14 protein-coding genes are annotated in these 13,008 nt (G+C 41.3%); 6 read left to right on the top strand and 8 right to left on the bottom strand.

The window, feature by feature from the left end; all coding sequences use genetic code 11:
- Nucleotides 1-175 precede the first annotated feature (175 nt).
- Entirely contained in the window at nucleotides 176-328 is a 153-nt protein-coding gene (locus tag IGI54_RS14150; protein ID WP_430621578.1) for a hypothetical protein, read from the bottom strand.
- A 329-nt stretch (nucleotides 329-657) separates the two neighbouring features.
- On the opposite strand from IGI54_RS14150, the gene IGI54_RS14145 reads away from it, so the two are divergent.
- The gene (locus IGI54_RS14145; protein WP_430621577.1) at nucleotides 658-1,437 is read left to right on the top strand and encodes a hypothetical protein; all 780 of its coding nucleotides are present in this window, start codon (nucleotides 658-660) and stop codon (nucleotides 1,435-1,437) included.
- A 122-nt stretch (nucleotides 1,438-1,559) separates the two neighbouring features.
- On the opposite strand, the gene IGI54_RS14140 is transcribed toward IGI54_RS14145, so the two are convergent.
- A complete protein-coding gene (locus tag IGI54_RS14140) occupies nucleotides 1,560-2,165 on the bottom strand; it encodes an ankyrin repeat domain-containing protein (protein ID WP_430621576.1) in 606 nt (201 codons plus the stop codon).
- A gap of 510 nt (nucleotides 2,166-2,675) precedes the next feature.
- Here IGI54_RS14140 and IGI54_RS14135 point away from each other — a divergent pair.
- Nucleotides 2,676-3,356, top strand: a complete 681-nt coding sequence (locus IGI54_RS14135) for a DUF4767 domain-containing protein (protein WP_430621575.1) — start codon at nucleotides 2,676-2,678, stop codon at nucleotides 3,354-3,356.
- A gap of 67 nt (nucleotides 3,357-3,423) precedes the next feature.
- On the opposite strand, the gene IGI54_RS14130 is transcribed toward IGI54_RS14135, so the two are convergent.
- Nucleotides 3,424-4,356 (bottom strand): helix-turn-helix transcriptional regulator, encoded by a 933-nt coding sequence (locus IGI54_RS14130; protein ID WP_430621574.1) that lies wholly within the window; start codon nucleotides 4,354-4,356, stop codon nucleotides 3,424-3,426.
- A 113-nt stretch (nucleotides 4,357-4,469) separates the two neighbouring features.
- Here IGI54_RS14130 and IGI54_RS14125 point away from each other — a divergent pair, with 113 nt between their 5' ends.
- A complete protein-coding gene (locus IGI54_RS14125) occupies nucleotides 4,470-5,111 on the top strand; it encodes a type 1 glutamine amidotransferase family protein (RefSeq protein ID WP_430621573.1) in 642 nt (213 codons plus the stop codon).
- A 35-nt stretch (nucleotides 5,112-5,146) separates the two neighbouring features.
- Nucleotides 5,147-5,578, top strand: a complete 432-nt coding sequence (locus IGI54_RS14120) for a GFA family protein (RefSeq protein WP_430621572.1) — start codon at nucleotides 5,147-5,149, stop codon at nucleotides 5,576-5,578.
- Between the two features lie 128 nt (nucleotides 5,579-5,706).
- On the opposite strand, the gene proC is transcribed toward IGI54_RS14120, so the two are convergent.
- From proC to IGI54_RS14100, 4 genes are all read right to left on the bottom strand, one after another.
- Nucleotides 5,707-6,486 (bottom strand): pyrroline-5-carboxylate reductase, encoded by a 780-nt coding sequence (gene proC / locus IGI54_RS14115; protein WP_430621571.1) that lies wholly within the window; start codon nucleotides 6,484-6,486, stop codon nucleotides 5,707-5,709.
- A 164-nt stretch (nucleotides 6,487-6,650) separates the two neighbouring features.
- Nucleotides 6,651-7,526, bottom strand: a complete 876-nt coding sequence (gene thyA / locus IGI54_RS14110) for a thymidylate synthase (RefSeq protein ID WP_430621570.1) — start codon at nucleotides 7,524-7,526, stop codon at nucleotides 6,651-6,653.
- Between the two features lie 109 nt (nucleotides 7,527-7,635).
- Nucleotides 7,636-8,940, bottom strand: a complete 1,305-nt coding sequence (locus IGI54_RS14105; RefSeq protein ID WP_430621569.1) for a sensor histidine kinase — start codon at nucleotides 8,938-8,940, stop codon at nucleotides 7,636-7,638.
- A gap of 4 nt (nucleotides 8,941-8,944) precedes the next feature.
- Nucleotides 8,945-9,619: a response regulator transcription factor gene (locus tag IGI54_RS14100; RefSeq protein WP_430621995.1), complete on the bottom strand. Its 675-nt coding sequence runs from the start codon at nucleotides 9,617-9,619 to the stop codon at nucleotides 8,945-8,947.
- Nucleotides 9,620-9,761: 142 nt separating this feature from the next.
- Here IGI54_RS14100 and IGI54_RS14095 point away from each other — a divergent pair, with 142 nt between their 5' ends.
- Together IGI54_RS14095 and IGI54_RS14090 are read left to right on the top strand one after the other, a co-directional pair.
- Nucleotides 9,762-11,246: an ABC transporter permease gene (locus tag IGI54_RS14095; RefSeq protein WP_430621568.1), complete on the top strand. Its 1,485-nt coding sequence runs from the start codon at nucleotides 9,762-9,764 to the stop codon at nucleotides 11,244-11,246.
- Between the two features lie 18 nt (nucleotides 11,247-11,264).
- Nucleotides 11,265-11,924: an ABC transporter ATP-binding protein gene (locus IGI54_RS14090; RefSeq protein ID WP_430621567.1), complete on the top strand. Its 660-nt coding sequence runs from the start codon at nucleotides 11,265-11,267 to the stop codon at nucleotides 11,922-11,924.
- 173 nt (nucleotides 11,925-12,097) lie between these two features.
- On the opposite strand, the gene IGI54_RS14085 is transcribed toward IGI54_RS14090, so the two are convergent.
- The gene (locus IGI54_RS14085) at nucleotides 12,098-12,934 is read right to left on the bottom strand and encodes a helix-turn-helix domain-containing protein (RefSeq protein WP_430621566.1); all 837 of its coding nucleotides are present in this window, start codon (nucleotides 12,932-12,934) and stop codon (nucleotides 12,098-12,100) included.
- Nucleotides 12,935-13,008 lie beyond the last annotated feature (74 nt).

Genomic DNA, 13,008 nt, shown 5'->3' with positions numbered 1-13,008 from the left:
GAGAGCATTCCTGATTGATCGAGATCTTACCATCTCTAATAGCAAACACGAAAGTGAGCTGATTTCTCTAACAAATTGTTGATACTAGAGTGGGACTAAGAAGGAGATGGCGAGAGAGGCACTATATGAAAGAAGACTGGAAAATAAAAAAGCTACTGAAGTTCAGTAGTTTGTTCTAAGCGGCGATAGTTAGTTTTTTTAATGCTTGTTCAATCGTGATTCCAATCGCGAATTTATGAGGATTGCTTTTATCATAGACGAGAAATTTATCTAATTTAGTATTAAATACTACACAGACACAACGGTTATCTGAGTTTGTGTGAATCATGTTATCCTCTCCTTTCTATGTTCATTATGAACTGGGATTGTAAATAATCTGTTAGATAAGTGTAAAAAAGCGGATAACTTTAAAAAAGGAACTGATAGAGTGTCCGATAACTAAATTATTCTATATAAAAATTAACATTGTCGAAAAGTTTGGGATTTTCAAGATTTATTTTGTCAATCTCTCGTGCCGTCGAAAGAGGTACTTCAAGTTTATTTTTTTCTATCTTTTTTTGTTATTCATTTAGTGATAAAGTTAGTCTAGACAATAATAGATGGAAGTCACTCTATTATTAAATAAAAAATATTTCATTCGTTTTTGGAGGGATCATAATGAAAAGAAGTAGTTATTTAGTATTGGGTCTTTTTTCAGTATTTTTATTAGCCGGATGCGGTTCAACAGAGGGGAAAGAAAATTCAGCTTCAAGCAGTATATCACCGGTATCGTCAACAAGTAGTTCCTCAACTTCACAAACAACATCGTCAACGAGTGTTTCATCGACTTCAGAAACAACCACAGCAACAAGTCAATCTTCGACAACAACAGAAGAAACAGTTAGTCAACCAGTGAATGTCGCAAGTAAAGGCGCTCAACTGAGTGACGCACAAAGAAATCAAATCAATCTGGCGTTTCTAAATTGGGCTAGTCAGCGGGCGGCAATCGGGAATATGGCGGTTAGTGAATGGTACTTTGATCATGGAGCAGCAGGGCATGGCGACTGGTACGCCAACACACCCGATGGTCAAGTCCAAGTCCAAAATAATAATCTTCCTGGGAAAAATGCGTTTCCGATTCGTGGGATTGGTGGTTGTATTTTTTATACTGCGAAAGATGGCGGTATCGGTAGACAAGAATTGTTTGCGGACTCTTTTGCGGCCAATTATTCGGTTAAGCTAGATCATACTAAACCTGTCAGCAAATATCTTTTAGGGGATAATGGCGTTGTTTATGAATTAAAGACAGGCAATGGGATGCCGGTAAGTACCAATACGGGATTTGGGGAATATGCGGATGACGGGAGCCAAGGAAGCTATACACCGGATTTAAATTTCCAAGTCTCAGAGGATCAAGCCGCTCAAGAAAAATTAAAAGAACTGATTCAGTCTTATTGATAGAGTATTTTAGTATCTGACCTTGTTCAGTCAAAGATGATTTAACGTTATTCGTGTAGTTTAGAACGAATACCGTTTTTTATGTTGCAGAAAAAGCAGCCGTTTATTAGCGATATTCTTCTTTAAGGATGGGCTTCCTGCAGCATTTTTGAAATAGTGCCATAGCCCAATTGATCCGCATAATCTTGTGCGGATTTTCCATAATTATCCAAAATAGTTGGATCAGCGCCATTTTTCAATAATTGGGCGACGATTTCCTGATAGATTTGTGAGCCATCTCTTAATGCAACGGCTTCGATTAATGCGGTATAGCCGTAATTATTTTGATGATTGACATTTACTCGCTTATCAGCCAGCAAAATTTTTACATTATCCAGATGACCTTTTTCAGCAGCGGGAATCAAGGCGTTTCCACCAAATCGATTGGTGATCGCTTGGTCAGGCGTTGCGTGAGCGAGCATATAAGTCAATATTTCGGTTCGACCTTCCGCGCCAGCGTAAAGGTAAGGACTGTCTTGAAGAACGTCTTGTTTATTGATATTCGCGCCCGCATCAATTAATATTTTTGCGATGGCTAGGTGGTTGTTATGGACCGCGATCATTAAGGGAGTCTCCGATTTCTCATTGACTTCATCAATCGAAGGCTCGGTCGAACGAAGGAGCTCTTTTGTTTGTTCAAGATCATTAGCGGAAACCGCTCTAATCAAACTGCCTGGTACATAATTCACATTTGTTTCCTCCTTTGATTGTGGCACAGACATAGAGTGGGAAGGACTTGCTGAATTGGTCGAGCTAGTCTCCAAAGAGTTCGATTCATTTTCGGAAGGTTGCACCTGGCAACCGCTTAAAAGAGTAAAGAAGAGAACGAATACAAAGGCGATACACCATTTTTTGAGGTTTAAAAAAATCATGATTGATTCCCCTTTCCGATTAACAAGTATTATAACATTGGGTCTAATGAATCAAGAATGATCTAGCTTACAAAAGGCGGGACAGATAGTGTCTGTAAAAAAAACTCTTAAAATGAGAATTTAGATTTTTGGTTATGAAGGATCTGATTATAAAATTTCGTTATTTATTTCGTTGTTTTTATGGAGGTGGCTTCAATTGTTCATCATGACAAGGTTCTTTTTGATTATTGTATTTAGGTAATAAACAGTTAAATGATTTGCCATAATTTTATTTTAAAATATCATATTTGCTATACTTTCATTTAGATAAAAGGAAGGATTGATCCTATGAAGAAGGCATTATTTGGGATGGTATTATTATTTTCAATAACAGCATTTACCGGATGTACCAGCAATGAGTCAAAAGCGGCACATTCATCAACAGAAGCTACGAGCCAAGTTGCTCAGGTTCGTTCGACAAAAGTAAGTAGTTCAACAAGCACATCAACACAATCTACAAGTGCTTCAACGAGTCAAACGACCAGTAGCACTGCTTCTAGCCAAACCGAAGAATCGACTATAGTATCACAAGCGGTCAGCACTGCCGGAACGTGGAATGCGACTAAATCAGGAGAACTGCAAGGATTCATCAGTACTTGGGAACAAGCGATGGGTCAATCGTATAAGGAATATGCGCCAGGTAATAATGTGAATTTCTATGGCTTGCGATTACCTGATGGCGTGATCGGTGGATCAGAAATGCCATTGTCGGTGGACAATCAACCTGCGACAGCAGCGTGGTCCGTAGACGGCACATCATCAGCGGAATATTCTGTTGTAGCGGTTTATTCCGATGCGGAAAATCGCGGACGGATGGACAATCATGTCTACTTCTTTGCTTTTCATAATCAACAGCCTGTTGTTTTAGTTTCTATGCAAAACCAAGGAATGGAAGACCATGCTTTCCATCTTCAAGAAACTGGAAACCAAGAGCTGAAAAACGGCTTTGCCGCGATCGTCAACGAATAAAATGAAAACAGCACTCGCATGAATTGCGAGTGCTGTTTTTTTGTAGAAAATTGTCTATAAAACCTTCTTATTGTTCGTACAAATTAGCCATCTTCTGTATTCGTCGTTTTATTTCCTCCCGTACACAAGGCGGTGCTAAACATTCGCACTTATCCCCAAAACTGAAAAGAATATTATAGTAATAATCGTTTTCTATAAATGGAAGACGAAGAATAAAATGCTGGTTGCCATCTGGCGAAAGCGCCTCATATGTGCAATAATCTAGAATCCTGTCCAGAACGGAATAATGGATTCGTAGAGTGATTTCCATTTGCGTAGGTGCTGGATTATCGGAAAAGTTTAATTGCGGCGGGTGATGTTCTCGTGGCGTGAAGGTATTATTTGGCAGCTGGAGGTTTGACAGACGTGTCAATTTAAACAGGCGAAAATCGTTTCTTTGATCGCAATAGCCGTGGAGATACCAATGGTTGCCTTTCAAGACTAGTTGATAAGGCTCGACATTCCGAGCGGTTTGGTTCCCATTTTGGTCGGTATAATCGAAGGAAATCACTTCATTTTTTCGCAAAGCGGTTTTGATCATTTCTAAATAGGGTTGGGTATTGAGATTGCCCTCCCAAGGACTTAGATCAATTTTTATTTGATTGGTTTTTAGCTCAATCGCTTGCGCTTGTTCGGTAGGAATAAAGCTTTTAATCTTTGCTAGCGCATGCTGTGTCTCGGTACCGTGCATCGTATCGGGAAGACTAGAAAGTCCCAACAAAAGTGTAGAAAGTTCGACGGTGGAAAAGACTTTTTTATCCAGTTTGTATTGCTCCATGATCTCAAAGCCGCCGCCGACTCCGGAGGTTGAACGAATCGGGATTCCTGCTCGATTGATGGAATCGATGTCACGATAAATGGTGCGAGGGGATACTTCAAATAATTCTGCCAGCTCTTGAGCGCCGATTCTTTTTTTATCCAACAGAATCATAATGATACTGATTAGTCTTTCCACTTTCATCCGTCCGCCGCCTTTCAAAAAAAGTTCTTTTTTTAATTGTAGATTGTTGCCATATAGCTGTCAACAATGGTTAGGTATAATGAAGGTAATCAAATTGAGATGGAGGATTTTTTATGGCGACAATTTATGTTTATCTGCTGGAGACGCTGGCGGATTGGGAATTAGGCTATGTTACTGCGGAATTAAATTCTAAGCGCTTTTTTAAAAAAGCGGCACCTCCAATCGTACTCAAAACAGTGGGTGCTTCGAAAGAACCAATCCAGACAATGGGAGGAATGACAATTATGCCTGATTGTCTGATTGAGGACATCATGGTAGCTGAAGGAAACGTCCTGTTATTACCTGGTGCAGATACTTGGAATGACGCAAGACATAGTGCGATTATTGAAAAGGCCCATGAATTCCTTAAAGCAAACGCAATAGTGGGGGCAATCTGTGGAGCGACTGCGGCACTTGCTAATGCCGGGTTGTTGGATCAGCGCCAGCATACGAGTAATGGCCCTGGATTTCTGGAGATGGTTGCCCCAGCATATCAGGGACAGCACTTTTATATGGATCAGCCCTCCGTTGCCGATGACAATCTTATTACCGCAAGTTCCACTGCTGCTTTATTATGGGCGAAACAGATCATCGAGCAGCTAGATCTTTTTCATACAAATACTTTAGAAGCTTGGTATGACTATTTTAATACCGGTGAGGCAAAATATTTCTATGCGTTGCTGGAGACGTTGCCAGATAGTAATCCTAAAAATTAAAAAAAATCAGTTCTATTACCTAGGAGGAGATACAAATGAAAACAGCAAAATGTTTGTGCGGAAAAGTGTCAATCGACGTGGCGGAGTTTCATTCCGAGGTCGGCGCTTGCCATTGCTCAATGTGCCGCCGCTGGGGATCAGGGCCACTGTTAACGGTGGAAGCAGGTTCAGGAGAGAGTGTCACGATTAATGGAGAAGATTTTGTTTCTAGATATCGTTCTTCTGAGTGGGCGGAAAGAGGCTTTTGCTCAAATTGCGGCTCGAATCTTTTTTATCATCTAATCGTCAATGATTCGTATAACATCCCGATCGATTTATTCGAGGACCAAGCGGAGGCAACATTAGAAGTCGAAGTTTATTATGACCAAAAACCCGCCTACTATGAATTTGCCAACGAGACTAAGAAATTAACGGAAGCGGACATTATGAAAATGGTTCAGCAGCAATTTTTTGATGAGTCGAAATAAGGACGTTCAAAAAGGGTCTCAAAAAGTATTTTGACATGTCTCTTTTATTTTGATTGGCGATTTTTAAAGACAAAACCCCTTCCGACTATAAAAAGTCGAAAGGGGTTTACTAGTTAAATAGATAAAAATTAACTCATCGTCTGTTTGATGGCTTCGATCACCGCATGACGAAAACCATTTGCTTCCAAAGCAGCGATGCCTTTAATTGTTGTACCGCCGGGGGAGGTGACGCCGTCTTTAAGCTCGGCCGGGTGTTTTCCAGTTTCTAACGCTAGTTCGGCGGAGCCTTTGATCATCTGCTCCACGATTTGATAAGAGGATTTCCGATCGATGCCATAAAGGACCGCTGCATCAGAGAGAGCTTCAATAAAGACATCCACGAAGGCTGGTGCGCTGCCACCGACAGAGCCGATCACGTCTAAGGTAGCTTCCTGTGTTTCAAATAATCTTCCTAATGGTGTAAGCAGCTCTGAAATGATCTTTTTAGCGTCCGCTGAGATTTTTTCAGCATAAGCAATACCTAAGACGCCTTGATTTACTTCAACTGCAGTGTTCGGGATACTGTGAGCGAGGGGGTAGTCAGCACCTAAGACAGCGCCCATTTCATCAAGTGACACACCGCCAGCGACAGAAACGATCGGGATACGGTTAGCTGTCACTTCTTCTGGTAAAGATTCTAAAACAGACAAGACACTGGCTGGGTTGGTGGCAATCAAAATCAATGATGCTTCAGCCAGTTCTGTTAAATTGTCGATCAAGGTCAATCCTAATGAATCTGAGACCTTTTTGGCAGTCTGACTACGACCACCTTTTACTAGCACATCTGCTGGGCTGAGCGTATTTGTCCGCAGATAACCGCGGATCATCGCGCTGCCCATTTGTCCAAGTCCAAAAATACCGATTTTCATTTAAAACCCTCCTAATATTTGCTTCTTATTTATTATAAGGATGATTCGAAAATAAAGACATTTAAACAGCTTGGAAAGAAAAACTCTTGGGAAAAGACTATTTACCACAAAAATGAAACCAGCAACCCTTCCCACTAAATAGAGGAGTGATTCGCTGGTTTAGTTTATTCGGCGATTTCGTATTTAAACACGCCGTTATTCTCGTAGTTTTCCAATTTTGCATCGGATAAACGACGTTCAAAGAAGGAGCGTGTGTTGCCATTTTCAGCTATTTTAGCAGGCAAGACTAAGGTTGGCTCGCTTGCTGGCACGGGTTGTGACAATTGATCTTTTAAGACATCAATGTGACGATCGTAAACATGAGCATCATCGATACACCAGTGCATCGTACCTAGTTCAAAGTCTAGTTGGTCAGCGATCAAGCGGTGTAAGACGGCGTACTGATAAACGTTGAAGGGATTTCCTAAAGCCATGTCGGCTGAGCGCTGTTTGACATGCAGGTCAAGGACGCCATTATTGACTTTCCAATTGGTGGCCCAAACACAAGGTTCTAAGGTCATTTCATCCAAATCATCGACATCCCAAAGACTGGTCATAATACGGCGTGAGCCGGGATTGTTTTCTAATTGATGCAAGACGTATTCGACTTGGTTTAGTTTTTCATCATGATTAGGCAGCTTGCGGCATTTCTTGGCTAATTGATAGCCATAGGCCTTGCCGATGTTGTTATTTTCATCGACCCATTCGTTCCAGACCTTACATTTATGGTCTTGCAACCAAGTTACGTCGTTGGATAATTCTTGCCAGATCCATTCTAATTCGACTAAGGGTGTTTTTTGGAACACGCGTTTTGATTTTAAGATCGGGATACCATCCGCCGGCGTGATTTTAAAATTGACTCCTTGGATAAAGCGTGTCGGAGCAGGCGTGCCGTCCGCGTATCTCGCACGAACTAAGGCGGGGTCTTGATCGGTGCCCTGCGCAATGATTTCCATCACAATATCGCGATAAATTTTGTCGAAGCCAGTATATTCAGTCACAAGAATTCTCCTCTTTCTTTCTTTTGTCTGAGTTTAACACATTTGCGGGAATTCGTGGATTAAATTTTCTTTAGAAGGTATCCATTTGTTATTGTTTGCAATTTTCATTTTATTTCAACGGCAATCGGATTTGAAAAACCACGCCTTTAGGTTGCCAATCTCGCACTGTTAACTTGCCTTTGTGCTGGGTAATGATTTGTTGGGCGATGGCCAGACCTAAGCCATAGCCGCCGGTTTCTTTAGAGCGCGAACGGTCTTCTCGATAGAAGCGTTCGAAGATGTGTTGCTTGTCTTCATCACTGATGGTGGGGCCGCTATTTTTGACTTCGATCAGCCAGTCGTTGTTTGAAATCTCTGACTGAAGAACGATCTTATCGGCGGCTTCCGTATATTTCAAGGCATTATCTAATAAAATCACCAAGACTTGATGGATGCGTTTTTCGTCGATCAGGACGGGGTCCTTGGCAAAATTTTCCAATACAAATTGTTTTCCGGCCATCTCAGCGATTTCTTGGAAGGGCTGGACTAATTGTTGGATAAAAGGTTGGGGATCAAGGCTTTCTTTTTCCAAGAGTAATTGATTGGAGTCGCTGCGAGCCAGCGTCAATAAATCGTTGGTCAGCCCGCTTAATCGTCGGGTCTCATTCAAGGCTTGAGCAATCGGTTCTGATTCTTCTAAAATTGTATGATCGGGCTTAGTGAACAACTGCTGCAAACTGTTTTGGATTATGGCAAGGGGCGTCCGCAGTTCATGGGACGCATTTTCGACAAATTCTTGCTGTTTCCGCCAAGAATTCATGACTGGCTGCATGTTCATTTTTGAAAGGTAAAAACTTATCCCAATTGAGATCAGCCAAAAGATCACCATACAAATAATCAGCGTCGTTTCAAAGGTGGACATCGAGTCAACGATTTGATTCGTATTCGCTAAAAATTGAATATAACTGATGTCGGTCTCTCCGTCATAGCGAATCGTGTAGGAACGAAAATACAATTTTTGATTAGGGACTGTTTCGTCTGAGATGTTTAACGTTTTTACGGCATTTAAATGTTCTTTATCCAAAGTCAGCTTATCCAGTTCGGTAAAGCGGCCGCCTAAGACCTCCTTATTCAAAATAGTCCCCTCTTTGGACCACAAGATGATTTGGGTATTAAAGCGATTATTGCCGCCAGGCCCATCACCGCCAGGATTTTGATCTAAAAAGGGGTTATTTTGTTGATAACGATTAATCTCCATCTGGATTAAATGATCATTGTCTGCCATTTGCGACAAGGAAAGATCCGTTTGGCGATAAGCGGAGCTTTGTAATAGTTGTAGTGTAATGAATCCTAGCAGCAGAAAGATCACGGCAAAGGCCGCGACGTTCATACAGAAAAATTTTAAGCGCTGGTTTCTTGAAAGTTCTGTGTTCATAGCCTCAATCCTTTTGTAAAATATAGCCGACGTTTCGTAATGTTTTAAACAGCTGATCAACACCCGTCGGTTTCAAATGTTTCCGCAAATGACTCATATAAACCTCCACCACGGTGATGGTCGTGTCAGAATCAAAGCCCCAGATGCGGTCAAAGATTTGTTCCTTCGTCAGGATCACTCCTTTGTTTTGAATGAAATAGACTAAGAGATCGAATTCTTTGCCTTGGATTGGCAGTGTTTCTTCGCCAGTGGTGACTTCTTTTGTGGCTAGATTACAGGTGATGTTTTGATAGCTTAACTGATTTTCGGAGAATAAGCCTAAAGAACGCTTCAATAGGGCTTTGACTCGCATAATCAATTCTTCCCGGTAAAAAGGTTTGGTCAAATAATCATCGGCACCCTTTTGAAAGCCGGTAACTTTGTCTTCCAAACTGTCTTTGGCCGTAAGGATCAAAACGGGCGTCTGAATATTTTTTTCCCTTAATTCTGCTAAAACATCATACCCATTTTTCCCAGGTAGCATTAGATCCAAGACAATCAAGTCGTAAATGCCGCTTTCTGCCTCGAATAAGCCTTCTTCACCATCATAGACCTGCGTGATTGTTCCCAGGTCGGTCAAAATTTCTTTGATATTATCTGAAAGCGTTGCTTCGTCTTCTACGATTAAAAGATTTATCATCATTTTTTTCCTTCCTATTCTTATCTCCCATAAGTGTACCATGCTTTCCTAAAACAACCTTAAACCTCCTGACGTTTCGCTTAAGCTTGGGTTAAGGCACGCTATTTATGCTACAAGCAACAATTAAAGGGGGAAACAATCTATGAATTATATCAAACGCGCACTGCAAAGCCTGTGGGCCAAGAAAGGACGCAGCTTACTGATGATCGCGGTCTTTTCAGCTATTTTAATTTTTGTTTTAGCAGGACTGACGATCCGCAGTGGGGCGGAGCTTGCGACGACGAATGCCAAAAAGAGCGTCGGGGCAACCGTCACCTTATCTACTAACCACGAGGCGATGTTTAAAAACCAACAGGACTCGAATTCAGAGAATGCTCGGCCTGATCCGGGGAGTTTTCAGCAGACGCCGGTTAACCTTAGCGACGCGGAAAAAATTGCGAAGTTGTCCAATGTGAAATCCTATTCTTTCGAAGCCAGTACGTCGGCGGATAAAAGCACTGGTATTACACCAATTTCCAGCGAAGAGAGCACAACCTCGTCTTCTGAGGATTCCGCTGATCAAAAAATGGGCGGACAAGGTGGGCCAGAAGGGATGAGCCAAGGTGATTTCCAAATCAAAGGCGTCTCCCAAAGCAGTTCCTATAGTGAATTTTCCGCCGGCACCGCCAGTCTTGTTGAAGGAGAAGCGCTTACCGCGAAAGATGAAGGCACTAGCAATGTCTTAATAGAAGAAAACTTAGCGGAAGCCAATGATTTGAAGGTCGGCGATACCTTCAAAATCAAGAACAGCGACGATAAAGATGTGGCAGTTACTGTCAAAGGGATTTATAAAACCAGCAGCTCTAGTGACAGCATGGGGGTTCGCTTTAATTTTATGAACCCAGCCAATACGATTTTTTCTTCCTATACCTTGGTCAATACATTGACCGGCTCAGATGGCAAAACGATTGATTCGGCTGTTTACAATTTAAACGATCCGAAAGAAATGGAAAGCTTTGTTAAAAAAGCCAATAAGTTGATTGATACTGATACTTTCAGCTTAGAGACCAACGATCAAATGTATCAACAGATGCTACAGCCGTTAAACAATGTCTCTAGCTTCGCAAAAAATATTGTGATCTTAGTCGCGGCAGCCGGTGTGATTATTTTGACGCTGATTATCATGCTATCGATCCGCGAGCGGAAATACGAGATTGGTGTCTTGCTATCATTAGGAGAGTCACGAGTCAAAGTGATCTCACAATTTTTCGTGGAGATCTTTGTCTGCATGGTCTTCGCCTTAGGGATCGCCGCCGCCAGCGGCAATCTCGTCGGTAACGCCGTAGGAAATCAACTACTTAGCCAACAAACTAGCAGCCAACAAACCGATCAACAAGCTAATGCCACTGGTGATCGCGGGCCGGGTCAAGGGCAGGCACCTAATGACAATGGCGGTCAACGAGGTGGCGTCCAAATGGGCGGCAATCCATTTGGCCAAACAAAAGAGATCCAAGAACTGAAGATCTCATTACAGCCAACCGAAATTCTTAGTCTAGCAGGAATCGGATTAGGCATCAGCCTCTTCTCGATCGTCCTCTCCTCCGCGGGTATTCTGCGGCTGAACCCTAAGAAAATTTTGATTTCATAAACAGAAGGAGAATGAGCTATGACATTATCAACGAAAGATTTAGGTTACTGGTACGAAAATAACGGGCCGCTATTTGAAAAAGTCAATCTGACCTTTGAAAATGGTAAGATGTACGCGATCTTAGGCACTAGCGGCTCGGGGAAAACGACTTTTTTATCCTTGATCGCCGGACTAGACACCCCTAAAAGTGGGGAGATTCTCTATGAGGACAACTCCTTAAAAAAAATCGGATTGCGTGAATACCGACGCAAAGATGTCTCAATTGTTTTTCAAGCTTATAATTTATTGCCCTACTTATCGGCGGTAGACAATGTAGTGACAGCGATGGAAATCGCCCAAAGTCAGCAAACCGATAAAAAAGCCTATGCGTTAGCTAATTTAGAAAAAGTCGGGATCACTAAGGAGCTGGCAGAGAAAAAAGTCACGCTCTTATCAGGCGGACAGCAGCAGCGAGTCGCCATCACCAGAGCCTTGTGCTGTGAACACGAGCTGATCGTCGCCGATGAACCGACTGGAAACCTTGATGAAGATACATCCGGTGAGATCGTCAAGCTCTTTCAAGAAATCGCTCATCAACAACAAAAATGTATCATCTTAGTCACCCATGAACAGGAAGTCGCCAAAGGCTGCGACGTGGTCTACGAGTTGAAAAATCAGACGTTTAATCAAGTGTCGTGAGTTGAGAATTTTAATGTAAGTGAGAACTTTACTCATTGAACATATGATAGAGCACTATTTAACAAGACTATTCAGATATGATAAAAAAGCCGCGGGAAATGTAGTGACCCCAAAAAGTTAGATTTTTGGTCTAATATTTAGGGGTCGCTTCAAATTACGCGGCTCTTTATCATCTAATTGACAATAAATTTTTTTCGATAAGTAGAGGGAGAAATATCAAGTTTAGAATGAAAAAATTTTGAAAAATAGGACGAGGAAGAAAAGCCAGACTCAAAAGCAATTTCAGTGATGGAAAGTGAACTTTTCCGTAGCAGAGAGCATGCTTTTTGTAATTTTAGCTCTTGAATGTACTCGCTAGGGCCCACGCCTTTATAAAGTTGAAACAGTTTGTAAAGATAAGTTCGATCGATGTTATTGGCTTTTGAAATTTGATTAACACTAAGATTTTCTGACATATTATCATCGATGAAGTTCAGAATATTCTTAAATAAGAGTTCAGCTTGTGAGGTTTTGTCTACTTTTAGATTCATTCTATCGATTGTATCGAATAGAATAAAAGAAGCGGACATCGTTTGGAAAAGATTATCCTTTTTAAAGGATTCGTAGATGTCTTGAAAAAGAACATCTATGCGATGATCAAAGGAATGGTTAATCACGCAATTGTATTGATTCAGTTCTAATTTTGAAAAGCATCGATCTATTAAACTTCCGGAAAAGCCAATCCATCTGTATTGCCAAGGATTTTCCCGATTAGGATAATAAACATTTTTACAATTTGAAGGGATGATAAAAAAATCTCCAGCCGTAATTTTTCGTTCAGAGAAAAAAGGCGTGGAGAAAAATCCTTCGCCTTCAACACAATAATGAATGACCCAATAATCGATTGGAGCGTATTCAGTTGGCTTTGTTGAGCGACATTTCTCATAACCAACCTCACAAACGTTGAATTCTTTACTTAAATTTTCATTGTTAATTAGGATGCTGACGTCATTGGGCAATGAGTTATACATTTAATCACTCCTTAAAAGAAAAATGGATAAGTCAACATTATTACAAGTATCTGGAAACATTTCTTATTTTTTAT

Origin of the sequence: Enterococcus sp. DIV0800, assembly GCF_050559735.1 — a bacterium.
Lineage (GTDB): Bacteria > Bacillota > Bacilli > Lactobacillales > Enterococcaceae > Enterococcus_A > Enterococcus_A devriesei.
The sequence above is the reverse complement of the archived record's forward strand: the minus strand, read 5'-3'. Positions and strand labels throughout refer to the sequence as shown.

Bases quoted from the DNA above. Each gene is read 5' to 3' on its own strand.
- IGI54_RS14150 (WP_430621578.1), bottom strand. From the start codon at position 328: ATGATTCACACAAACTCAGATAACCGTTGTGTCTGTGTAGTATTTAAT.
- IGI54_RS14145 (WP_430621577.1), top strand. From the start codon at position 658: ATGAAAAGAAGTAGTTATTTAGTATTGGGTCTTTTTTCAGTATTTTTA.
- IGI54_RS14135 (WP_430621575.1), top strand. From the start codon at position 2,676: ATGAAGAAGGCATTATTTGGGATGGTATTATTATTTTCAATAACAGCA.
- IGI54_RS14130 (WP_430621574.1), bottom strand. From the start codon at position 4,356: ATGAAAGTGGAAAGACTAATCAGTATCATTATGATTCTGTTGGATAAA.
- IGI54_RS14125 (WP_430621573.1), top strand. From the start codon at position 4,470: ATGGCGACAATTTATGTTTATCTGCTGGAGACGCTGGCGGATTGGGAA.
- IGI54_RS14120 (WP_430621572.1), top strand. From the start codon at position 5,147: ATGAAAACAGCAAAATGTTTGTGCGGAAAAGTGTCAATCGACGTGGCG.
- proC (WP_430621571.1), bottom strand. From the start codon at position 6,486: ATGAAAATCGGTATTTTTGGACTTGGACAAATGGGCAGCGCGATGATC.
- IGI54_RS14105 (WP_430621569.1), bottom strand. From the start codon at position 8,940: ATGAACACAGAACTTTCAAGAAACCAGCGCTTAAAATTTTTCTGTATG.
- IGI54_RS14100 (WP_430621995.1), bottom strand. From the start codon at position 9,619: ATGATAAATCTTTTAATCGTAGAAGACGAAGCAACGCTTTCAGATAAT.
- IGI54_RS14095 (WP_430621568.1), top strand. From the start codon at position 9,762: ATGAATTATATCAAACGCGCACTGCAAAGCCTGTGGGCCAAGAAAGGA.
- IGI54_RS14090 (WP_430621567.1), top strand. From the start codon at position 11,265: ATGACATTATCAACGAAAGATTTAGGTTACTGGTACGAAAATAACGGG.
- IGI54_RS14085 (WP_430621566.1), bottom strand. From the start codon at position 12,934: ATGTATAACTCATTGCCCAATGACGTCAGCATCCTAATTAACAATGAA.